Source organism: Agarivorans sp. OAG1 (assembly GCF_037076485.1).
GTDB lineage: Bacteria > Pseudomonadota > Gammaproteobacteria > Enterobacterales > Celerinatantimonadaceae > Agarivorans > Agarivorans albus.
Genome location: NZ_AP028990.1, coordinates 3,861,787 through 3,885,270, shown reverse-complemented (window position 1 = coordinate 3,885,270; position 23,484 = coordinate 3,861,787). Strand labels below are relative to the sequence as shown.

Genomic DNA, 23,484 nt, shown 5'->3' with positions numbered 1-23,484 from the left:
ATGCGAGGGCTTTTAGCTAGGTGGTGGATAGCAGTATTGGCTTGGCCAATATTGTTGTTTGCTACCGCTTACCAGCTAGAAGAACTCGCCAGCACAGTTCGTAATTTCTATGGTGAAAAAGCCGAATTAAGAGTTCGAGCTTGGCGCCAAACCATCAACGATGGTCATGACTTAAGCGAAGCAGACCAGCTTCGCTCCATTAATGATTTCTTCAATCAAATGCAATTTGTTGATGATATTGATGTGTGGGGGCAAGAAGACTACTGGGCTACTCCCGTCGAATTCTTGGGCGCCGCAGCCGGAGATTGTGACGACTTTAGCATTGCCAAATACTTCTCGTTAATAGAACTGGGCGTGAGTGATGAAAAGATGCGCTTGGTTTATGTAAAGTCGCTTACTTACAACCAATTTCATATGGTGGTGGCATACTATGAAACGCCTTCATCAATACCGATTATTCTCGATAACATCAATCCAAATATATTGCCGGCGACGCAGCGCGGCGATCTAGTACCCATATATAGTTTTAATGGTCAGCACTTGTGGTTGATGAAAGAAAAAGGCCGTGGTCAGTTAGCCGGCAAGTCTAGTCGTCTTAAGCTTTGGACCGATCTCCAGCAACGCTGGCGGCTAAATAAACTCAAAAAACCAGTAAAGAATTTCGATGCTTAGGGGAACACTATGACCTTATATCGCCAGTTGTTAATTGTGGTACTGCTTATCTACGGCGGCCTGCTGGCTGTGGTATTTAGTATCGAAATTGGCAATACCCGTAGTTACTTGTCTGAGCAGCAACTATCAGATGTAAACAATACAAGCACTTCTTTAGGTTTATCCCTAAGCCCCTATCTAGAAGATGAAGATGTAATAGGTGCCGAGTCGGTAATTAACGCCATGTTCGACAGTGGCTACTATCAGCAAATTAGTCTTAAGTTGTTTGCCGATGACAGCCTTATCGACCGCCAAAACTCTCGCTCTATTGATGGCGTGCCCGAGTGGTTTACTTCACTTGAACTATTTCAGCCCAGCGCTCAAGAGCAGGTATTAACCAGTGGTTGGATGCAGCTAGGCGAACTAAAAGTAGTTGGCCACCCTGGTTTTGCTTATTTGCAACTGTGGAACGCCATGGTTGATTTAGCAAAGCTATTTGTCGTGGGGTATTTAGCAACGGTGTTGCTATTAATGCGGGCGCTGCGTTATTTGTTAAAACCGCTGGAGCAAATTCAACAGCAAGCTAAGTTAATTGAACAGCGTAATTTTGGCCAAACTATTCCGTTGCCACACACTCAAGAGTTGCGCAGTGTAGTGGGTGCAATTAACCATATGTCGGATAACATTGCCCAGCAGTTTGAAAGCCAAGTACAAGAAGCTAGCGCTTTGCGCCAGCAAGCGTTTCAAGACTCGGTATCAGGCTTAGGTAATCGCGCTTACTTCATCAATCAAAGCAAATCTTGGTTAGCTGAGTCTGGAGTGGGTGGGGTTGCGCTATTGTCTCTCGATATTATTGAAGCCATTCATGTGCGCGATGGTTTTAGTGCGCGGGATGAGTTTATTCATTCTGTAGGGGAGCTGTTTACCGCTTATACCCAGCAACAGCAGCAATTGGTATTTGCCCGCATTAGCAATTTAGAATTTGCAGTATTGGCTGAGGGTTTCGACCAGCAACAATTGTTAGATCTTGCAGAAGAAATTAATAAAGATTTATTGTCCCGTTTAGCTACGTGGAAGCAGTACATGCCTCGACCATTGGTGATGGGCTTAGTATTGCGCCAAAAAGATGAAAACATAGGCGAGCTATTAACTGCAGCAGATACCGCGTTACATAACGCTCGTGAGTTGCGCGAAGGCTTCTTTAGTTTGGCCGATGTTGAGCATACTCATATCCCTCGTAGCCAATGGAAGCAGCTACTCGAAAATACCATTAGTCGCCAAAGCTTGGCTTACAAGGCGCAGGTGGTTAACTTTATTCATAGCGACAAAGTATTGCACCACGAGTTGTTTACCACCATTGAAGTAGATGCTCAGCATTACGCTGCTGGTCAGTTTATGCCGGCGGTTGAGCAATTTAGATTGGGCGCTCAGTTTGACCAAATGGTGGTTGAGCAAGCCGCGCGAGCTTTGCAGCAAGACAATAACTTAAGCTTGGCGATTAACTTAACTTTATCAGCCATCAGCGAAGCGAGCTTTTTAGCGTGGTTAGTTGAACTGGCACAGCAGTATCAAACGGTGGCATCGCGAATGGCTTTTGAAATTCCAGAAACGGCTTTTTTGCAAGAGAATACCCAGTTAGAAGCCAGTTTAGACAGTTTAAGAGAGTTGGGTTTCCAAATTGGTATTGATCAATACGGGCGTAATCTAAACTCCCTAAACTACTTAAGTCGGGTTAAACCTAATTACGTTAAAATTGACTATGGTTATACAGCACAGGCCTTGGCCGAAGATGGCGATAGCCACTTCTTAAGTGCGATATGTAGAGCCGCACGCAACCTACAAATTATCACGGTGGCACAGCGAGTCGAAAATCAACAGCAAGTTGAGCTGCTGTCGGCCTTGCCAGTAGACGCCTATCAAGGTTATGTTGCTCCTCCTCAGCGTTTTACGTTGAATGATTAAGTGCACTAATGAGCAGAGGTAAATAATGAACAAATTACTGTTAGTGGGCTTGGTTGCCTGCAGTGTTAGCATCTCTCCGGCATTTGCCGCTTTGCTGCATACTAGTGGCGAGGCTAAGTTAGTGGTAATTGCCGACCAAGTGCAGGTGGACTTACATGCTACTAGTCTGGCAAAAACGGCCAGTGATGCAAAACAGCAGGTAGATAAAATAGTTAAAGTTACACAATCAAACCTTGCCAATTTATTAACTGACTCAGACCGCTTTGAAGCCAGCCAACTGCAAATTCAGGCAGAATATAAGTACCAAGACAGAGAACGGGTGTTTGTGGGTTATCGCGCGCAGCGCAGTATCATCGTTGAGCTGGCCAACCTAGAAGGCCTAACTCAAGTACTTGATGCAGCTATGTTGAGTGGGGTGAATGAAGTGCGTCAGCTACAATACAAAAGCTCACAAGAAGAAAAGTACAAGCAACAAGTGCGCGCTATGGCTGTGAACGACTCTTATGTTAAGGCTAAGCAGTTGGCAGAAGGCTATGAAGGCCAGCTAGGACCGGTGGTTGAAGTTAATTACCGTAACCAATCTGCTATTCCAGTGATGAAGATAGAACGCGCCACTCTAGCTGCAACCGATACTAACGCCGGCTCCTATCAGGCTGCTCAACTTATTTATAGAGATAGTGTTGATGTGAGCTTTGAATTGCTAACCGAAGAGTAGCTGCGTCAAACTAGTGATTTGCTTATTATTGCTATGTTAGTTAGCTGAATAAATAAAAGCCCAAACAATGTTTGTTTGGGCTTTTGCTTTTTAGTGACATTTAGTAAGCAGCGTCGGCCACCACAAATTCGCTAGCATTATTGGTGTCGATAAGCTCTGCCGCTAAGATAACTCGAGAAGGTGCACTGTGGTACATCTTGCCTAGCATTTCATGGCGAGCGCCGGTAATCGCTAATGCAATGCCAGAGGCTACCATACTAGGTGGATAGGTGACGGTAGCGCGAACTACCGGGTTACCATCTACCACCATTTTGATGATGTCTTGCGATCCCGCTCCACCTAATACGGTTTTAATGTCGGTTCGGCCAGATTCTTTAATTGCCTGCATCACGCCTTTTAGCATGTCATCATCTTGGCACCAAACCGCATCAATCTCTGGGTGTTTTTGTAAGTAGTTTTCCATTACCGCTAGTGCTTTCTGGGTAGACCAATCGGCTGGTTGGCTATCGAGAATGCTCATGCCTTTATGTTGAGCAATCACCTCGTTAAACGCGTCTACCCGTTGTTTGTTAATAGGAATAGACATACCTTCAATTACTACTACCTTGCCTTTTCCATCCATTTCTTTAGCCAGCCATTCGCCACTTACGCTACCTAAACCCGCGTTATCACCAGCAATAAATACATTTTGCGCTGGCGTTTCTAATTCGCGGTCTACTACTACGGTGTAGATGCCACTGCCGTAGGCTTCTTCAATCACCTTTTGTAAGGTGGCAGGGTTATGCGGCAATATAACCAAGGCATCAATGCCCTTGATCATCAAATCTTCCACATCGCCAACTTGCTTTGAACCAGAGCTGGCAGCCACTACGTAAAACTCTATATCGTCTTCACTTTTCTTAAAGTCGTCGGCGGCCTTTTCAGCCCACCACAACAAGCCTGCGGTCCAACCGTGGTCTGCTGAGGGAACGGATACACCCACTTTTAAGGTTTTAGCTACTGCGGCGTTTAATCCCAGTGAGGCAATAAAAGTGGCGGCAAGTAGTAATTTTCCTATGTGTTGCAATAAACGCATGAGTTACTCTCCTTTGTATTTATGTACGGTGTTGGTTTAGCGGTCGCGTTTAAATTGCATGAGCACTGCAATCAAAATCACTAAGCCTTTTACCGTTCCTTGTAAGTAGGGGGACACCCCCATTAAATTCAGCATGTTGTTAATAATGCCTAATATGATGGCGCCGATAACGGTGCCCCATAAGGTGCCTTTGCCGCCAGACAGCGAAGTGCCGCCTATTACAACCGCTGCAATGGCGTCGAGTTCGTAAAACAAGCCCGCATCACCAGGGCTCACCGAATTTAATCGTGATGACAGCATCACCGCAGACAAACCCACGGTGAAACCAACAATCACAAAAGTAAGAAAATAAACGCGCTGTACATTAATCGCAGAATAGGTGGCCACTTTGGGGTTAGAGCCCACCGCACATACATGGCGGCCAAAAGCGGTATGTCGCAAGATAAGGTGGCCTAAAAATGCGAGACCAATAAACAGCCAAACAGGAATGGGAATGCCCAGTAAATAGCCGCCACCAATGTCGGGGTAGTGGTTATTTTGCGAGACCATTTCTCCGGCATCACTAATGTATAGGGTTAAGGAGCGGAATATAGACATGGTCGCCAAGGTGGCGACAAACGCGGTAATTTTCCCTTTGGTGGTGAGTAAACCATTTACCGCGCCAAAAGCTGCACCCATGGCCATCGCCGCAGCAATAGAAACGGTCACTGCCATCCAGCCGTCACCTAAATAGTTGAGCAGCATAATCACCAGTACACCCACTAAGGCGACCATTGAACCCACCGATAAATCTATTCCCCCGGCAATAATCACAAAGGTCATTCCTAGGGCAATAATGCCGGTATAGGAGACTTGTCTAAGCACGTTGGTAAGATTTCTTGGGATAAGGAAGTGGTCACTGGCCATGGCCGACAGCACCACCAAAATGAGTAATGCGACTAAAGGAGCCCAGTTAGACAGAGTAAATTTAGGCAGCTTATTTAACCAACTGGTATTAGGGCTTAGCCCAGATTTTTGATTCATTTTAGCAACCTCACTCATTGGGGGCTCTCCTGCATCGGCGTAGATACCGGCGTTGCCTGGCTTTGCAGACCTGCGGCCAAAAACATGATTTGTTGTTCGTTGATTTCTTGTTCACGCAGCTCTCCTTGAATTTGGCCTTCGCGCATCACCAAAACTCGGTGGGCAAGGCCAATGAGTTCTTCCATGTCTGATGAGATCACCACAACCGCTAAACCTTGCTCGGTCATGCTTTGGATAAAGTGGTAGATTTCTTTCTTGGTATTTACATCAACGCCCCGAGTGGGTTCGTCGAGAATCAGTATTTGCGGCTGGGTATCCATCCATTTCGACAAATATACTTTTTGTTGATTGCCCCCACTGAGGTAAAGAAGTTCGGTATCTAAGGAGGCTGCTTTAATGTCGAATTTACGTACATATTGCTGAGCTTGTTGGCGAGCTTTGCCGTGGTTAATTAAGCCTTTGCAATAATTCCCTAGTGAAATAAGGCTAATGTTCTCGGGTAAATTAAAGCTCATGGTTAATCCGCAGCCTTGGCGATCTTCGCTTAAGTAGGCCAAGCCATGTTTTACCGCGTCTTTAATATTGTGAATGGTGACGGCTTGTTGATGAATAAAGATCTTGCCGCTTTGGCGACGGCGTAGCCCCATTATCGCTTCTGCTGTTTCGGTGCGCCCGCTGCCAATTAAGCCGGCAAACCCCAATACTTCACCTTGGCGCACTTCAAAGCTAATTTGCTTAAGTAAGTTTTTAACATTCAAATCATCGACTTTAAGTGCCACTTTGCTTTGTACTTTAGAGCGTGGCGGAAATACTTGGTTAAGCTCACGTCCAACCATTTTTTTCGCCATGTCTTGTTCGTCAATGTCACTCACTTGGTCAACCGAAATTAACGCGCCATCGCGCAAAATAATTAGGCGATCGCATAGCTGTTTAACTTCCTTAAGCTTGTGCGAGATAAACAAAATCGTTACGCCTTGCGCTTTTAGCTTATCGATAAGCTTGAATAGCACGGTAACTTCTTGGCTGGTTAACACCGTGGTGGGTTCATCCATAATCAGAATACGCGCATCATTTACTAATGCTTTTGCTATCTCCACCATTTGTTTTTCGGCCACGCTCAGTACTTCAATTAGCGCATCTGGCGACAAGTCTGTTTCTAATAAACTCAATAGTTGGAGGGTACGTTGGCGCATGGCTTTTTTGTTAAGAAACAAGCTGCCTTTTAACTCTTGGCCTAAAAAAATATTTTCAAACACACTTAGGCTGGCAATTAAGTTAAATTCCTGTGGAATCATCGCAATGCCCAAGGTCTTGGCGTCTGCGGGGCTTTTTATCTCAACGGCTTTGCCATTAACTAGCACTTGGCCGCTACTGCGCTGATAAATGCCAGAGATAATTTTTAGCAAGGTAGATTTACCCGCGCCATTTTCACCAAGAATGCCCATTACTTCGCCTGGTTGCACCTCAACGCTAATGCCGTGTAAAACTTGTACTCCAGAAAAGCTTTTAGTGATTTTATCCAAGCTAAGAATAGGTTTAGGCAAGCTCATGAACGTTCTCCAAAGCGGTCCATTTACCATTGTTTTGCGAGGAATGGATCATGGCATTGATGAACTGTAAGCCTTCTACACCTTGTTTCACTCCCGGCAATAAACTATTAGCCAGAATGTCGGTGGCCGATGAGCCATTGCGTGCTGTACGAATAGCCTTGGCGGTTTCGGTGTAAATATTGGCAAAGCCTTCCAAATAGCCTTCGGGGTGGCCAGCTGGGGTTCTCACCAAATGTTCAGGCTCGGCGTTGTATCCATAACCTGCACGGCTAATAATTCGGCTAGGCTGGGAGAATGGGCTGTACAGTAGTTGGTTGGGCTGCTCTTGCGACCACTCAAGCCCTCCATCACTGCCATATACCCTAATCCGCAGACCATTTTCATTACCAGGCGCCACCTGCGAGCTCCATAACATGCCGCGTACACCTTGCTCGAAGCGCAGCATGGCATGCACGTTGTCGTCTAGTACTCGGCCATTTACAAAAGTAGACAGTTCTGCGCTTACTTGTTCTAGCTGTAAGCCACTTATAAAGGCCGCTAGATTAAAGGCATGAGTGCCTATATCTCCCAAGCAACCAGCAGGTCCCGAGCGCTTTGGATCGGTGCGCCATTCGGCTTGTTTATTGCCAGTATTTTCCGCTGCGGTAGTGAGCCAATCTTGCGCATACTCCACTTGAACCAAGCGCAGCTTGCCAAGCAAACCTTCCCCAACCATTTGTTGGGCTTGGCGCACCATGGGGTAAGCACTGTAGTTATGAGTGAGCACAAACAGCTTGCCGCTATTATTCGCCAGCTCTTTGAGCTCCATTGCTTCGTGAAGAGAGCAGGTCATGGGTTTGTCACAAATCACATGAATACCTGCGGCCAAAAATGCTTTAGCTATAGGGAAGTGCAAATGATTAGGCGTTACGATACTTACCGCTTCAATGCCATCAGGGCGAGCGGCTTCTGCCTCAGCCATATCTTGATAGCTTAGGTAGCAACGGTCGGCAGCAATGCCTAAATCCTTGGCTGATTGTTGCGCTCTGGCTGGATCGGCACTTAATGCGCCAGCAACTAATTCATATTGGTTATCTAAGCGCGCAGCAATACGGTGAATGGCACCAATAAACGCACCACTGCCACCGCCTACCATTCCTAGTTTAATTTTATCCATGAGTTACTCCTATAAACCCAGAATTCGCAGATTTGCTGCTTGGTCGATGGCGCTGTCGGCAAAATCATCAAAGGCTTTGTCGGTGACTTCAATGATGTGTTGCTCTACAAAGGCGGCGCCTTCCAGCGCGCCAGCTTCAGGGTGTTTAAGGCAACATTCCCACTCAACCACCGCCCAGCCACTAAAGTTGTATTGGGCGAGTTTGGAAAAAATCCCCACAAAATCTACTTGGCCGTCGCCTAAAGAGCGGAATCGACCGGCACGTTCAGTCCAACTTTGGTAGCCGCCATATACGCCTTGTTGACCAGTGGGGTTAAATTCCGCGTCTTTTACATGGAACATTTTGATGCGAGGGTGATAGCGGTCGATAAAATCTAAATAATCCAGCTGCTGCAGCACAAAATGGCTAGGGTCATACAAGATATTGCAACGCGGATGCTGGTTAACTGCATCCAAGAACATTTCGAAGCTAACGCCGTCATGTAGGTCTTCTCCTGGGTGAATTTCGTAACATACATCTACGCCAGCTGCGTCAAAGGCGTCTAGGATCGGTAACCAACGCTTGGCTAATTCCTCAAAGCCAGTTTCAACTAAGCCTTGAGGACGTTGTGGCCATGGATACATATATGGCCACAGCAGCGCGCCAGAGAAGGTAGCATGAGCACTTAAACCTAGGTTTTTAGAAGCCCTTGCCGCCAACATCATTTGGTTTACCGCCCATTCTTGACGGGCGCTTGGGTTAGCCCTTACGGATTCAGGAGCAAAGCCGTCAAACATTTCATCGTAGGCTGGGTGCACTGCAACAAGTTGGCCTTGCAGGTGCGTCGACAGCTCGGTGAGAGTGAGGCCATTGTCGGCAAGCAGGCTTAATACCTCTTGGCAATAGCTTAGATCTTCTGCAGCGCGCTCCAAATCAAACAAACGTTTATCCCAGCTGGGCATTTGCACTCCTTTGTAACCCACACTGGCTGCCCAAGCGGCAATTGAACTTAGTGAGTTAAAGGGCGCTTCGTCACTAGCAAACTGGGCGAGGAACAGCGCGGGTCCTTGTAGGGTTTTCATCGGCAATCCTTTTATCGAAGTTCAAACCAAATGTCGTATTTTGTTGAGATCAAATGTAATCGATTACATTTGGTCTCATAAAAAAACCATGCGCTGTTCAAAGCTGGAGGCGTATAAAGCCGCACTGCATGGCATTTATTTAGTAGTTGAATAAAACTTATACAATAAAATAGTGTTTATCTAGCGTATGTTGCGAAAATGTGATCAGTTTAAAAGTTTATTTTTTGTACAAATTGCTGATTGAGTTCTTAAGTGATTTAAAATAAAGTACTTTATGATAATTGATGTAATCCGTTACATTTGGGCTAAGCTTTCACTAAGGTTAGCCTTGCTTATTACCAATCTAAGGACAGTAAATGCCTACCATAAAAGATGTGGCCAAATTGGCAGGCGTATCTACCGCAACGGTATCTCGGGCGATGATGAGCCCAGAAAAAGTATCCGAGAAAACCCGTTTGAAGGTCGAATTAGCGGTAGCCGAGTCGGGGTTCTCTCCCAATGTGATTGCACGAAATTTAAGGCGTAGCGAATCGAAAACCATCGTGATTATTGTGCCAGATATTGCCAATATGTTTTTCGCCAGCATTGTTCGCGGGATCCAGCAGGTAGCTTTGCAAAACGGCTACAAAGTGTTGCTGGGGGATTCAATTCACACGGTTGAACAAGCAAAAGTGTATATGGACTTGGTACGCAGCAAGCAAGCCGACGGCATTATTTCGCTTACCGCTGAGCTGCCTATGGAGATCCGGCAAGGCACCGAAATTCCAATGGTAATGGCATGTGAGTACTTTCCTGGTTTTCCTATTCCCACGGTGCGTATTGATAATCGCGGCTCGGCTAAGCGAGCTGTAGATTATTTATTAGATATTGGGCATAGCCAAATTGGCTGTATTACCGGCCCTATGGAAAACCCAATTTGTGTGGATCGTAAAGCCGGTTATCAAGACAGTCTGCAGCAGCTAAATATTGCCGTTGACGAAGCCGCTTTTGAAGACGGTGATTTTAGTTTTCAGTCGGGGTATAGCGCGTTCATGCGTCTACACGAACACTACTCAATGACAGCGTTATTTTGCTTTAACGACATGATGGCTCTAGGGGCAATGAAAGCGGCAACGCAACTGGGTATTAAGGTGCCGCAACAGTTATCAATAGTGGGCTTTGATGACCTGTTATTTGCCGAGTATACCAACCCAGAGCTCACCACCATTCGTCAGCCGCAAGAAGATATTGGTAAGACAGCAGCCAACACGCTAATGAAGATTCTGCAGGGCAGCAAAGCCAGCCAAGACACCATTGTGCCCACTCAGTTATTGGTTCGCTCTAGTTGCTGTTCGCCAAGTAAGTAACAATGTCGTTTGTCTAAGAATTGCTATCGAGAATGAAAAAAAGCCAGTGGTATTATCACCACTGGCCAAAGGAAGGAATTGCTAAAAAATACTACTGGAATTTAAAACGTTGGTTGGTACCTCCATCACATGACCATTGTCTAAGCTCTGCGCCATTAGCGCCCGAATTGTTGGCTATTTCTAAACATTTGCCGCTTTGTTTATTGCGGATTTCAAAGGTATTACTGCCTTTATCTACAAGACTCCATACTTGGCTTGTATTAGCGTGGTTACAAACCCATTGTTGAACTTTAGCGCCGTCTGCAGAGCTGCCAGATGCTAGCTCCATACATAGTTGGCTTACTTTTGCGCTAATGCTGTATTCGTTATTGCCTAAAGCGGTAAATTGGAAACGCTGGTTATTGTTACCGGTGTTGCATGACCACTGTTGATAGGTGCTACCGTTCCATAATGCGCCGCTTTTCACATCTAGGCATAAGTTAGAGTGAGCCACTTGAAGGTTGGTATAACCGCTAGGTGGAGTAATGTCGCCTGTTGGCGGAGTAGTGCTGCCACCAGTAGGTTTATAAACCCTAATCCAATCTACGTACATTTTGTTTTTATCGCCATCTGCTAGGTCTGCATCGGTGGCAATATGGCCTGCTTCAGAGCGCCAAGAATGGTCCTCGGTATCAAGAATAATGAACATTTCTTGATTCATGTTGTAACGGCTTTTATCTAGTATGGCACCGGTATAATCTTTATCTTTCATTACCACTTGGCTCCAAGCGCCTTTAGTGGTTTTTTGGCCATTAATGTAGAAGGTCACCTCAGTGGGGCTTTTCCAGTAAACGCCAAAACGGTGGAAGCCTTCACGCCAGTAATTGCCCCAAGTAGGGGTATTGTGTGTTTGATCGTTAAAGTCACTGCTAATTGAGTTATCGTTGTTACGGAAGAATACGTGGAAGTTGGTTGACATGTTTTTGGCAAACCAGTCTTGGCGCGCACCGCCATACACTTCCAGAACATCAATCTCGCGCTGGTCGTTTTCACTTAGTAACCAAAAGTTAGAAGAGAGCTCTAAATTGCTTACCTTAATGTTGGCTTCTAAGAAAATGGGGTATTTCACTTTGGTTTTAGAGGTGACAACCCCAGCATTAACTTGGTTAGTGCCTTGGCGACGAGATGCACTAATAATTAAGTTACCATCACCAACCCACGATTCATCGCTTGACCAGTAGGTGAGGCCAGGGCCTGTCCAGTTATGAAAGTAAGCGTCTTTCCATTTGCTGGTAAAGGAGCTTGGCTTACCCGAATAGTTAAAAGAGTCTGAATAGCTTTCTTGTAACTCCCAGCTTTGTCCTGGGTCTAGCTCTGCTGGAATTGGGATATTATCCCAGTCTGCCGCATAAGTACTGAGTGATAAACCTAAACCGCAGGCTAATAGTAGTGGGTGCTTAGTGAATCCTTTCATTGTTATCTCCCTGTTTAGTGTGATAACAAATATCGCACAGTTATTAACCTATTTATGCGATCTGGTCGATCAATTTATGCTCATTGTTAACCTGTTGTAAGGTGTGTGATCAAGTTATTGTTTTTGTTTTGCAGAAGGGCGGTTTTGGTGAGCAAGATCTCGGAAGGGCAGATAAAAAAAGGCCTTGGTATGACTACCAAGGCAAAGTGCTAACAATTGTCAAAAGGAATTAAAAAAGATTACTGGTAGTTCAGGTAAATGGTTTTCTTCTGCAAGTATCCCTCCAAGCCGTATTTCCCATCTTCGCCGCCGATACCACTGCGTTTAAAGCCTGTATGGAAGCCATTTAATAGCTCACCATTAGGGCGATTAACATAGATTTCGCCGACCTCTAACTCGTTAACAACTTGCATTATTTTGCGCATGTCGTTGGTATATACGTAGCCAGACAAACCTAAGTCGATGTCGTTGGCATACTGTAATGCTTGCTCCAGGCTATCAATTGGCATTGCAGCTACAACTGGGCCAAACACTTCTTGTTTCATGATGTCCATTTGGTTGTTTACATCGGTAACCACGGTAGGTTCAAACCAGTAACCATTGGCAAACTCTTCGCCACTTGGTTTACCACCTCCACAAGCGATGGTTGCGCCTTCGGCCTTGGCTTTGCTAATCATCTCAACCAGTTTTTCTACTTCGCGAGCATTTACTTTAGGGCCAACATTAGTGCTAGCTAACATTGGGTCACCGATCTTAAGTTGCTTCACTTTAGCGATGAACTTATCCATAAACTCTGCGTAAATCGCTTTATGGATATACATGCGCTCGTTAGACGTACAAATTTGGCCGCAGTTGCCAAAGCCTGAGTTAACCGCGATCTCAACCACCTCGTCGATGTTGGCGTCGTCTAACACAATAAACGGCGCTTTGCCGCCAAGCTCTAGGTTTAGTGCTGTGATGTTCTCTGATGCAGAGCGGTATAAAATAGAACCCACTTCCGAGCTGCCGGTTAGAGTCACAAGCTTAGTAATAGGGTTGCGCACTAGCTCGTCGCCTACCTCACCACCTAAACCTGAAACAATATTTACGACGCCTTTAGGGAAACCTACTTTAGCGATTAGTTTTGAGAACTCTAATACCGTGAGCGGAGTGTCTGCTGGTGGCATTACTACCATGGTATTGCCGGTGACTAAGGCGTTACCTAGTTTGCGTGCCGCTAGTGCTAGCGGGTAGTTCCAAGCTAGCAGGCCCACGGTTACGCCAAAAGGCACACGTTGGATCCAAATCTGCTCATCTTGATTTTCGCTGGTTACTATCTCGCCCTCGATGCGGCGAGCTGATTCAGCAGCGTAACGCAAAAATCCAACAGAACCGGCTACTTCGCCACGTGCATCACTTAGCAGTTTGCCTTGTTCTTGGGTAATCATTTCAGCGTAACGCTCAGCGTCTGCTTCTAGTTCGTCTGCTAGTGCTGCTACTAGTTCTGCACGTTTTTGTGCCGGTAATTTAGCCCAGTCTTTTTGAGCCGCTTCTGATGAGCGTAAAGCATTAGCTGCTTCTTCACGGCTCGCTTGCGGAGCATAGCCAACCAACTGTTCGTTACTTGGATTTACAACTTCAATGGTGTTGCCGGTAGCTGATTCTAACCATTCACCATTGATAAACATTTTGTGAGTAACTGTGCTCATCTAACTTCCTTTAGATTCCCAGTGGAGATAAAACTAATTTGGTAAACCAATTTGTGCATTCTACGCCATAAAGGTTAACCTTTAAAGTGATGAGGTTCACAAGTTATTCTGTCAATTTTGTAGAAATTCATTTGGTAAATGAATATTTTCTAAATTTCATGTATTTAAGGCGTGATTTATTATTAGTCGTACAATTTAGATCAAAATGAGACATCGGTAGTTGTGGTTGACTACCGATACGCGCTAAAAGGCGTTACTATTCAGGCTTCGGTCTAGAACTTACTTGAATTGATTTACCAAAAGTTAGATAGTTTCTATATTTCCCCAAAGGTTAAATGACATTATGGCTAAGATGGATACCAAGCGGCGCTACTATGATATTGGCGTGCAAATCGAGGAATTGTTGTTTTCAGGCGTGTTTAAAGCGGGTGAACGACTGCCATCAGAGCGAGAGCTAAGTGAACGATTTGAAACCAGCCGCGCAACTATCCGAGAAGCTGTAATTATGCTTGAGTTGAAAGGCTTGGTCGTGGTTCGCCAAGGTGCTGGTATTTACTTCATTGATTCTCCTGAAAAAGTGAACAAGCGTACTATATTGCCAAAAAGTGATGTAGGACCTTTTGAGTTGCTCCAAGCGCGTCAGATCATCGAAAGCAGCATTGCCGGATTTGCCGCCACTCAAATTAAGTTTAACGAGCTACGTGAACTTAAAAAGGTACTGCAACTGCAAGAAAGTGAGATAAATGGCGACAGCGAGAAGTTTGAAGCACTGGATCAGCAATTCCATAGCTTAATAGCTGAGTCGACTCAAAACCGAGTGCTGATTAACCAAGCGGTTGACATGTGGAGCACGGTACGTACCACCAACCCGCTGTGGAATGAGCTTAATCATCAGTTTTTACACGAAGAGCGTTTGCAGTCGATGTGGATTAATGACCACAAACGCATTTTGTTAGCCTTGCAAAAACGCTCTCCAGAAGATGCTAAGCAGGCAGTGTGGCAACATATCGAGAACAGTAAGCAAGAGTTACTTAAGATAGCTAGCTCTGACAATAGCGATACTGATTTAGACGATTACTTCTTCGCAATGGAATTTGATAGCAACTTTACCGAAAGCCATTAATTACAATTGTTATAAGAAAAAGCCGCTAAATGAACATTTAGCGGCTTTTTTATTTGGCTTTAACAGCTAAACGTTATGCACTAGGTGCGTTACTGCCTACCGGGTTATCTGATACTTCTGCGCTGGTGGTTGGTTTGTTGCGCTTGTTTACCAAAGTATCTTCAATCTCCTCAATGGTTTTATTCTTAGTCTCTGGCAGCAGTGGCCACAGCAGTAATAGGCCTATTAAGCCAAACACTGAGTACATTAAGAAGGTATTTGCTGCACCTAGGTTGGCTAGTTGCCAAGGGAAAAACTGCTGGATTAAGTAACTGGCAACACTGGTGACCAATGCAAACAATGGGATCGCAACGCTTCGTACCGAGTTAGGGAAAATCTCCGAAAACAGTACCCACATAATTGGCCCAATAGAAATGTGGAAAGCCGCGATAAAGGCCAAAATGCCCACCAAAATAACAATTGGGTTCACTGAAATAGCGGCTTCAATAATATGCCCTTCGCTTAGTCGTAGCGTGTCGGCATCATAGTTAGTTGCTAGCATTTCCTTAAAGCTAACATCATCAGCATATTGGCTATTTAGCTGCGCTTTAAGTGGAGTAGTATCGATTACCTCTTCTAGTTTATCGATGGTTTGTTGATTAATGCTGTAGCTGGCGTTGCTAAAGCCGTACCAACAAGTTGCATGGCTTAGTACTACCGCTAATAGCCCAAAGATAAGCAGCGGCTTTCGGCCGACTTTATCAATGAAGAAAACCGCTAATACCGTGAATACCACACTCGTTATGCCAATGTAGATAGCTTGTTGGAATGAGGCATTTAAGCCAAAACCAATTTGTTCGAACACAGTGGGAGCATAAAACAGAATCGCGTTCATACCGGTTATGCCTTGTACAACCGCCATGATAAAGCCAATAGCAAAAATGGTTTTCATTGGCGACGAGAACAACAGCTTAAGTTGTTCGGTAATGCTACTGGTGTCCTGATGTTCTTTTAGGTTCTGCTCAATCTCAGCCTGTACTTCTTCGGCGCGTTGCTCTGGCAACAGTTTTAGCAGTACTTCTTTAGCTTGTTCCTGTTTGTTTTTCATCATTAACCAGCGAGGAGATTCTGGCACGCGGCAAAGTAAGATCACCCAAAGCACCGCTGGAATAAGCTCCGAAGCTAACATGGTTCGCCATACGGTATCGGGGGCAAACAATAAGGAGTTCTCGCTAACATGTAGCACTAAATAGTAGTTAATGAAGTAAGCCGCTAATAAACCAATCACAATGTTAAATTGATTCGCCGAGACGAGTTTGCCACGTTGTTTAGCTGGGGCTATTTCACCAATGTACATAGAGGCTAAAGAAAGCGAGCTAAAGGCTAGTCCGCCAATAAAGCGCGCCATGGTTAACATCATAAAGCTAGTTGCTAAAGCTGACAGCAAGGCTGAGACAACGTAAAGACCAGCAATAATTATGAGGGTTTTTTTACGGCCCAGGGCGTCGGCAGTTTTGCCGGCGACTAGTAAGGCCAAAATTGCACCTAAACTTGGCGCGCCTACTACAGTGCCAATTTGCAAATCAGTGAGGGAAAACTCCGACGCGATAAAGCGCACTGTGCCGGAAATAATGGCGGCATCTAAGCCAAATACAAAGCCGCCAATAGCCACAATTAACGCATACTTGTAAGCATTCCATGTTTTTATGTCCATCTTTGTTCCTCTTAGAAGGTTATTTTCGGAAGTTATTTAAGCATGTTTGGTTAGCCAATTTGTCGATCGAGATCGACATTGGTTGATCTTTTGTGTGTATTGGTTATCAATTGTGGTGTTTTATTGATTTTTTTGTTGTTAGTAGGGGAACAGAGCAGAACAGATCAGAAGAGAGTCTAAGCTGAAGGGGGGGGAGCGATAAAACAAGCATAAAAAAACACCGCGCTAGGGCGGTGTTTAAAGAAGGGGCGATTTACACTTCGAAAGGTTTAATCTTATCCCAGTCAAACTCGACACCTACACCTGGGGTATCTGGTGCTACAGCACGATGATCTTTAACCACCAATGGACGCTTGGTGTATTCATCAATTGGGAAGCTATGTACTTCTAACCAGCCAGAATTTGGCTGAGAAGACACTAAGCTCACATGTAATTCTTGCATGCCATGAGAACATGCCGGAATGCCATGTTGGTCGGCTAAGCGGGCGGCTTTAAGCCAGCCAGTAATACCGCCACAGTTTGAAGCATCGGGTTGCACAAAAGAAAGTTTGGCGCGCTCGAAGGCATATTCAAATTCGTGAATGGTATGTAGGTTTTCACCCATAGCCAAAGGAATAGAAGTGGCATCGGCAATCTTGCCGTAACCTAGGTAGTCATCTGGAATGGTTGGCTCTTCAAACCAGGTAATATCGTATTGCTCTACGGCTTTAGATAAAGCAATGGCTTGCTCAACACTTAATGAGTAGTTGGCATCGATCATAAAGGTAACGTCTTTACCAATTAGCTCACGCACCGCTTTAATACGAGCAATATCTTCATTGGCATCGGCGCGACCAATTTTGATTTTAACCGCGTTGTAGCCCTTATCTAAGTAACCTTGAATATTGGCCAATAGCTTTTCGGTGGTAAATTGTAAATCGATACCGCCGCAATACGCTTTACAGCTAGAGTTTTTAGCACCAGCCATTTTCCATAAAGGTTGATTTAAACGCTTACCTTTTAGATCCCAAAGGGCAATATCTACCGAAGATATGGCAAAAGAAGCGATACCACCACGGCCTACATAGTGAATATGCCACTCCATAAAGTCGTAAATTTCGTCGATTTGGCTGGCATCTTTACCGATAAGAGCCGGTGCTAAGTCGTGCTCTACCATTGCTTTAATGGCATAGCCACCTTTACCGCCGGTATAGGTATAACCGGTACCTTCACTGCCGTCTTCTAAGGTAATGGTGGTTGTCACTAACTCAAAGTGGTCGTGATCGCCGTGTTTGGCGTCCGATAAAATCTCCGCTAAAGGAATTTTAAACAAACGCGCTGTAACTGATTTAATTGCTGTATTCATGTTTGTTCTCTTACTCGGCAAGTTGCGCCACAATGTCTTTCACTAATTGACCGATGGTATCCCATTCGCCCTTATTAATAAGTGATTTATCTACCATCCAAGTGCCACCACAGGCTAAAACGCCGGGTAATGCCAAGTATTTTTCAATGTTGTTTTGATTGATGCCACCAGTAGGCATTACTTGAATGTTGGTATATGGACCAAGTAATGACTTAAGCATGGCAATGCCGCCAGAGGCTTCTGCTGGGAAGAACTTCACTGTGTCTAAACCTAGCTCTAGTGCTTGCTCTACCGTTGACGGATTATTAACGCCAGGAATAATAGCAATGTTGTGCTTCTGACAGGCTTTAACGGTATTTGGGTTTAAACCTGGAGAAACAATAAAGCTAGCACCGGCCTCTTTAGCAGCTATTACTTGTTCTTCGTTTAAGATGGTTCCTGCACCAATTAGCATATCTGGCTGTGCTTCGCGAAGTAGGCGAATTGCCTCTGCTGCCGCGTCTGAGCGGAAGGTGATTTCGGCAACTGGCAAACCATTTTTACTTAACTGTTCGCCTAGTGGCACGATGTCGCTGGCTTTATCGATAGCAATTACTGGAATTACTTTAAATTGCTTCAGCAGAGAGTTTAAATTTTCCATGTTTTTGTCCGTAATATTAAAAGTAAAATTAACTAAGGCCGATACGTTGCTCTACTTGAGCAAGAGTAGGTAGCGGCGCTACAGCGCCATAGCCAGTGATGGTGATAGAAGCGGTAGCATTAGCGTATTTAAGGCATTCTTGTAGTTCTGCGCCGCGTACATAATGGGTACAGAATGAACCAGCAAATGAGTCACCTGCGGCTGTTGCGTCTACAGCGCTTACCTTGTGGGGTTTGATGCTAAATCGCTCGTGTTGATTAGCCACTGTTGCGCCTTCTGAGCCCTGTTTTAGCACAACAATTTTGGCGCCCAACTGTAAGTAATGATCGATAATTTCATCGGCATGTGTAAGGCCGGTAAGCAGTTGTGCTTCATCAATGCTAGGGAAGCAAATGTCTACTTGGCTAATGGTTTCATTGATGATGGCTTTGGCACGATTAAGCGACCACAGTTTTAAGCGTAGGTTAGTATCGTAAGAGACCAAGGTATCGGTTTTACGCGCCAACTCAATGGCGGCAAAAACTGCGTCACAGCTGGTGTCACTAATGGCTTGGGTAATTGCAGTAGTATGTAGCAGTTTAGCATTTGCTATCGCTTCCACAGGAAGTTGCTGCTTACTAATAAGGCTGGCTGCAGAGCCTTTTCTTAGGAATGAAAAGTGATGCCCTTCTTCATTATGAGTAATAAAATAGACGCCCGTGTGTGCACTCGCGTTACTTACTACTAAATCACTTGCTACAGATTCACGTTTCCACAGCGCTCTAAATTGCTCACCAAATTCGTCGTCCCCTAAATGGGTGATCATGCCTACGTTGGCGCCTTGACGTGCTGCTGCAATGGCGAAGTTAGAAACATCGCCACCAAAGCCACTTAAAAAATCTGGCTCCATGGCTTTAGACTGCTTTATTTGGCTGAATTCATACATGGGTTCGCCAAAACTTAATATCTCGCTAAACATGACCTGTCCTATTTGATTGAATTAATAAGAAGGGTTAATCCCTTAATGATGTTGATGGTATGGGATGAATTTATTTTGGTCAACCAAAATGGTTTTTAATGCCTCAACATGAATAAATTAAATTGAATCTTAATGGTTTTAATTTAAGTTATTGTTTTAATTGTATTTTTTGTCTTTTTGTTGATTGTTTTTATTGATCTTAAACAATATTGGACTGCTATTTACTGTATTATTGTTAGCCATTCTGGCTGTATTGGTTTACCATTTTGTGATTATAGTCACGGCTATCTAACCGCTTTGTCGGTATAAATGCCGTATTGGTTGAACAATTGGGTGAGTGAATGGCAGCAAGTAATCAAATAAGCCAGTGTAAAGATCGGTTTAATGAAGCAACAACATACGACAGGGAACAGTTAAGCACTAAGATTGTTCACATAGGTTTTGGCGCGTTTCATCGCGGCCACCAAGCGGTATACAACGACTTAACTAACCAAGCATCTGGCGAGTTATGGGGCATTTGTGAAATTAACATGTTTGGTAGCGAAGACTTAGTTGCCAACTTAGTTGCTCAAGACTGTTTGTTTAGTGTTGTTGAAAAATCTAAAGACACCACGACTTCTCGCTTAGTTCGTACCGTTACCGAAGCTATTCATACACCTGTAAGTGGTATTGCAACGGCCATTGCTAAAATAGCCGAGCCACAAGTAGCAATAGTGTCGCTAACCATTACCGAAAAAGGTTACTGCGTTGACCCACAATCAGGTGAGCTTGATGAAGCAAACGCACTAATTAAACACGACTTAGCAAATCCGCAGCAGCCGCAATCGGCCTTAGGTTTAATTACCGAAGCGCTGCGAATTCGTCGTGACAATGGCTTAGCACCAATTAGCGTATTGTCTTGTGACAATATTCCTGAGAATGGTCACCTAACTAAGAATGCTTTGTTGTCTTACGCTCGTAAGTTAGATAAAGAGTTGGCCAGCTGGATTGAGCAAAATGTTAGCTTCCCTAGCACTATGGTTGACCGAATTTGCCCAGCTATGACAGCCGAAGCCTTTGCCGCTATTGAAGCTGAAGTTGGTTATGCCGACCCTTGTGGCGTGGTATGTGAAGATTTCCGTCAATGGGTAGTAGAAGACAATTTTGTAGCTGGTCGCCCAGATTGGGATTTGGCCGGTGCAATGTTTGTTGCTGATGTATTGCCTTACGAAGAAATGAAACTGCGCATGTTAAATGGTAGTCACTCGTTCTTAGCATATAACGGCGCGCTTGCTGGTTACGAGTACATATACCAATGCATGCAAGATCCAGCGTTTAAAGCGGCAACGCTAAAACTGATGACTCAAGAGCAAGCTAAGTCATTAAGCCCAAGCCTTAACGTTGATTTACCAGAATACGCTGATCTATTGATAGCGCGTTTTAGTAACGCCAACGTAAAACACAAAACTGCACAGATCGCGATGGACGGCTCTCAAAAGCTTCCACAACGCGCGGTTGATCCCTTATTACACCTACAAAATGCCGGCTTAAAAGTAACTTGTTTGCCAATTCTTATCGCAGGTTGGATGCATTCAGTTATTCGCGCTGTAAAAGCGGGTGAGCAAATTGTTGACCCATTAGCCGACGAGTTTAAACAAATTGTGGAAAGCAACGGCGAAGCGCTAGACCAAGCGAAAGCCTTGTTAGCAATTAACAAAATATTTGGAACGCTTGCTAAAGATAACGCCAAGTTTAGCCAACAGGTGGTATCAGCATTTGCCTCTATCGAAGAATACGGCATTGAGTCAGTTGTAGACTCCATTGCAGCGAATTAGGAAATATCAATGAAAACATTAGTTTGTAACGAACCATTCTCAATTGAGTATGTAGAGCGAGAGAAACCGTCTTTTGCCGAAAACGAAGTACTACTGAAAGTTAAAGCAGTAGGTATTTGTGGCACCGACATTCATGCCTTTGCTGGCCGTCAGCCATTTTTTAGCTACCCGCGGGTACTTGGCCACGAAATTAGTGGTGTAGTTGAAGCCACTGGCAGTGCTTGTAGCACCGCTAAAGTGGGCGAGCGTTTCTCGGTTATCCCGTGTATTCCTTGTGGCGAATGTTCTGCTTGTGCAGAAGGTAAAACTAACTGCTGTGAGAATGTTTCTTTATATGGCGTACACCAAGATGGCGGCTTTACAGAGTACCTAAGCGTACTTGAAAGCAACCTAGTTAAATTGCCAGAAACCGTTAGCGATAGCCAAGGTGCATTAATCGAATGTTTCGCTATTAGTGCTCATGCGGTGCGTCGCGCCGAAGTTAAAGCTGGCCAACGAGTGCTGCAAGTAGGTGCTGGACCAATCGGTTTAGCGGCAGCTGCTATTGCTAAAGCCAATGGCGCAGAAGTGGTAGTAGCAGACGTAAGTGATGAGCGCCGCGCACATGTAGAAAAAGCCTTAGGCATTAAAACTTTAAACCCTCTTGCGGAAAATTATGTTGATGACCTAAAAGCAGCCTTTGGCGGCAACTTGGCATGCACCTTATTAGACGCCACTGGGAACAAAGGCTCTATGAGCCGCAGTGTTGAGCTAATTCGCCATGGCGGCAAGATTGTATTCATCGGTTTGTACATCGGTGACTTGGTGCTAGACGACCCAACATTCCACAAAAAAGAAACCACATTATTAAGCAGTCGCAACGCCACTCGTGAAGATTTTGAGCGCGTGATTGAGTTAATGAGCAAAGGCGAAATCGACGAGAACATCATGAAAAACCGTGATTATGACTTTGACACAGTTGGTCTTTCTTACCAACAAGATGTAGTGAACAACGCAACGCTTATTAAGGGCGTTATTAATTTTTAGTCGCGCAGGTAAATATGACAACAGTACACGTAAAGGAAGCCGAGTTAAAAGGACTTGCGCTTAACAAACTTATTGCCGCTGGCCTTGATGAAAATACGGCCAAGGAAGTAACCGAAGTATTAATACATGCGGATGCTACCGGTGTTCATTCACACGGAGTTATGCGCGTAGAACATTACTGTGAGCGTTTAGCCAAGGGGGGCTTAAACGCTAAAGCAACATTTTCAGTAGAGCAAGTATCGCCTTCGGTAGCGGTATTAGACTCTGATGACGGCATGGGCCACTCGGCGCTTATTGCTGCCACCAAACACGGCATAAACCTAGCTTCTGATACCGGCTTAGGTTTTGTCAGTGTCAAGAATACCTCGCATTGTGGGGCGCTTTCATACTTCATGGAGCAAGCCACAAATGCGGGTATGATTGCCATTGGTATGACCCAAACCGATACCTGTGTAGCACCCCATGGTGGCGCAGCAAAGTTTTTGGGAACCAACCCAATTGCCTTTGGTTTTCCGGTTGAAGGCTCAACGCCAATGATTATTGACATGGCTACCAGTGCAACAGCATACGGCAAGTTACTGCACGCCAAAGAAACCGGCAAGTCTATTGGTAAAGGTTTAGCTATTGATGCAGAGGGTAACGAAACCACCGATCCGCATAAAGTGGCTAACTTATTGCCATTTGGTGGACATAAAGGTTCAGGCATTGCGTTAGCGATTGATGCGCTAACGGGCATTTTGATGGGCGCTAATTTCGGTAACCACATTGTGAAAATGTATGGTGACTACGAAAAAATGCGTAAGTTGGCGAGCTTAGTCATAGTGATTGATCCTAAGAAACTCGGTAACCCTATGTTTGCCGTAATGATGGCAGCAATGGTGAAAGAACTACACAAAGTTCCACCGGTTCCGGGTGTTGATAAAGTGCTTGCGCCAAATGACCTTCAAGTGGCTTATCGTGCCGAGTGCGACCTTAATGGCATTCCTGTTGCGCAAGGTGTTTACGACTACCTAGTGAGCTAAGTGTTTTAAAAAAGGTAGCAATATGGTGTCGCTCTGTGTTGCTACTAGCCTAGGTGCTCTCCTGCAATGGTTCCGCGGGCACCTAGGTTTCTCCTCTTTTTATCTGTGACTAGCCCTTAGTTACGGCGCCTTTCTTATTGGTATTACTTATTGTTTTTAATGACTTTTTTATTGGTATTGAG

The 23,484-nt window shown here is 44.9% G+C and carries 19 protein-coding genes; 8 read left to right on the top strand and 11 right to left on the bottom strand.

Annotated features, from left to right (window positions below; all coding sequences use genetic code 11):
* From OAG1_RS17625 to OAG1_RS17615, 3 genes are read left to right on the top strand one after another with little or no spacing between them, the layout of a single operon-like run.
* Entirely contained in the window at positions 1–672 is a 672-nt protein-coding gene (locus OAG1_RS17625; protein WP_016403953.1) for a transglutaminase-like cysteine peptidase, read from the top strand.
* A gap of 9 nt (positions 673–681) precedes the next feature.
* Positions 682–2,613 carry an EAL domain-containing protein gene (locus OAG1_RS17620; protein WP_338622210.1) on the top strand — a complete coding sequence of 644 codons (1,932 nt, stop codon included), beginning with the start codon at positions 682–684 and terminating at the stop codon, positions 2,611–2,613.
* Between the two features lie 25 nt (positions 2,614–2,638).
* Positions 2,639–3,328 carry an SIMPL domain-containing protein gene (locus tag OAG1_RS17615; protein WP_338622209.1) on the top strand — a complete coding sequence of 230 codons (690 nt, stop codon included), beginning with the start codon at positions 2,639–2,641 and terminating at the stop codon, positions 3,326–3,328.
* A 100-nt stretch (positions 3,329–3,428) separates the two neighbouring features.
* Here OAG1_RS17615 and OAG1_RS17610 read toward each other — a convergent pair whose 3' ends face one another.
* From OAG1_RS17610 to OAG1_RS17590, 5 genes are read right to left on the bottom strand one after another with little or no spacing between them, the layout of a single operon-like run.
* Positions 3,429–4,403, bottom strand: coding sequence for a substrate-binding domain-containing protein (locus tag OAG1_RS17610; protein WP_338622208.1), 975 nt, complete (start codon positions 4,401–4,403; stop codon positions 3,429–3,431).
* 36 nt (positions 4,404–4,439) lie between these two features.
* The gene (locus OAG1_RS17605; RefSeq protein ID WP_338622207.1) at positions 4,440–5,444 is read right to left on the bottom strand and encodes an ABC transporter permease; all 1,005 of its coding nucleotides are present in this window, start codon (positions 5,442–5,444) and stop codon (positions 4,440–4,442) included.
* Positions 5,441–6,976: a sugar ABC transporter ATP-binding protein gene (locus OAG1_RS17600; protein WP_338622206.1), complete on the bottom strand. Its 1,536-nt coding sequence runs from the start codon at positions 6,974–6,976 to the stop codon at positions 5,441–5,443. Before OAG1_RS17600 ends, OAG1_RS17605 begins: the two co-directional genes overlap by 4 nt.
* Positions 6,963–8,132, bottom strand: a complete 1,170-nt coding sequence (locus OAG1_RS17595) for a Gfo/Idh/MocA family oxidoreductase (protein WP_338622205.1) — start codon at positions 8,130–8,132, stop codon at positions 6,963–6,965. The genes OAG1_RS17600 and OAG1_RS17595 overlap by 14 nt, the downstream gene beginning before the upstream one ends.
* A 9-nt stretch (positions 8,133–8,141) precedes the next feature.
* Entirely contained in the window at positions 8,142–9,194 is a 1,053-nt protein-coding gene (locus OAG1_RS17590) for a sugar phosphate isomerase/epimerase (protein WP_338622204.1), read from the bottom strand.
* A gap of 356 nt (positions 9,195–9,550) precedes the next feature.
* Here OAG1_RS17590 and OAG1_RS17585 point away from each other — a divergent pair, with 356 nt between their 5' ends.
* Positions 9,551–10,540 carry a LacI family DNA-binding transcriptional regulator gene (locus OAG1_RS17585; RefSeq protein WP_016403944.1) on the top strand — a complete coding sequence of 330 codons (990 nt, stop codon included), beginning with the start codon at positions 9,551–9,553 and terminating at the stop codon, positions 10,538–10,540.
* Between the two features lie 91 nt (positions 10,541–10,631).
* Here the strand turns inward: OAG1_RS17585 and OAG1_RS17580 are convergent, their stop codons facing one another.
* Both OAG1_RS17580 and aldA read right to left on the bottom strand, forming a co-directional pair.
* Complete coding sequence (locus OAG1_RS17580; RefSeq protein ID WP_338622203.1) at positions 10,632–11,993, bottom strand: RICIN domain-containing protein; 1,362 nt, start codon at positions 11,991–11,993, stop codon at positions 10,632–10,634.
* Positions 11,994–12,232: 239 nt separating this feature from the next.
* Positions 12,233–13,681 carry an aldehyde dehydrogenase gene (aldA, locus tag OAG1_RS17575; protein WP_152780398.1) on the bottom strand — a complete coding sequence of 483 codons (1,449 nt, stop codon included), beginning with the start codon at positions 13,679–13,681 and terminating at the stop codon, positions 12,233–12,235.
* Between the two features lie 343 nt (positions 13,682–14,024).
* Here aldA and OAG1_RS17570 point away from each other — a divergent pair, with 343 nt between their 5' ends.
* Positions 14,025–14,804: an FCD domain-containing protein gene (locus tag OAG1_RS17570; RefSeq protein ID WP_016403226.1), complete on the top strand. Its 780-nt coding sequence runs from the start codon at positions 14,025–14,027 to the stop codon at positions 14,802–14,804.
* Positions 14,805–14,877: 73 nt separating this feature from the next.
* Here OAG1_RS17570 and OAG1_RS17565 read toward each other — a convergent pair whose 3' ends face one another.
* The 4 genes from OAG1_RS17565 to OAG1_RS17550 form a co-directional block, all read right to left on the bottom strand.
* Complete coding sequence (locus OAG1_RS17565; protein WP_338626440.1) at positions 14,878–16,533, bottom strand: sugar porter family MFS transporter; 1,656 nt, start codon at positions 16,531–16,533, stop codon at positions 14,878–14,880.
* A gap of 217 nt (positions 16,534–16,750) precedes the next feature.
* A complete protein-coding gene (locus OAG1_RS17560) occupies positions 16,751–17,842 on the bottom strand; it encodes a mandelate racemase/muconate lactonizing enzyme family protein (protein WP_221074714.1) in 1,092 nt (363 codons plus the stop codon).
* Between the two features lie 10 nt (positions 17,843–17,852).
* Positions 17,853–18,482: a bifunctional 4-hydroxy-2-oxoglutarate aldolase/2-dehydro-3-deoxy-phosphogluconate aldolase gene (locus OAG1_RS17555; RefSeq protein WP_221074713.1), complete on the bottom strand. Its 630-nt coding sequence runs from the start codon at positions 18,480–18,482 to the stop codon at positions 17,853–17,855.
* Between the two features lie 28 nt (positions 18,483–18,510).
* A complete protein-coding gene (locus tag OAG1_RS17550; RefSeq protein WP_016403222.1) occupies positions 18,511–19,440 on the bottom strand; it encodes a sugar kinase in 930 nt (309 codons plus the stop codon).
* A 341-nt stretch (positions 19,441–19,781) separates the two neighbouring features.
* On the opposite strand from OAG1_RS17550, the gene OAG1_RS17545 reads away from it, so the two are divergent.
* Genes OAG1_RS17545 through OAG1_RS17535 form a run of 3 tightly spaced genes read left to right on the top strand, consistent with a single transcriptional unit; the run spans position 19,782 to position 23,302 of the window.
* Positions 19,782–21,254: a mannitol dehydrogenase family protein gene (locus OAG1_RS17545; RefSeq protein ID WP_016403221.1), complete on the top strand. Its 1,473-nt coding sequence runs from the start codon at positions 19,782–19,784 to the stop codon at positions 21,252–21,254.
* A gap of 9 nt (positions 21,255–21,263) precedes the next feature.
* The gene (locus OAG1_RS17540; RefSeq protein ID WP_221074711.1) at positions 21,264–22,280 is read left to right on the top strand and encodes a zinc-binding alcohol dehydrogenase family protein; all 1,017 of its coding nucleotides are present in this window, start codon (positions 21,264–21,266) and stop codon (positions 22,278–22,280) included.
* Positions 22,281–22,294: 14 nt separating this feature from the next.
* On the top strand, positions 22,295–23,302 hold the full coding sequence (locus OAG1_RS17535) for an Ldh family oxidoreductase (RefSeq protein ID WP_338622202.1): 1,008 nt from the start codon (positions 22,295–22,297) through the stop codon (positions 23,300–23,302).
* Positions 23,303–23,484 lie beyond the last annotated feature (182 nt).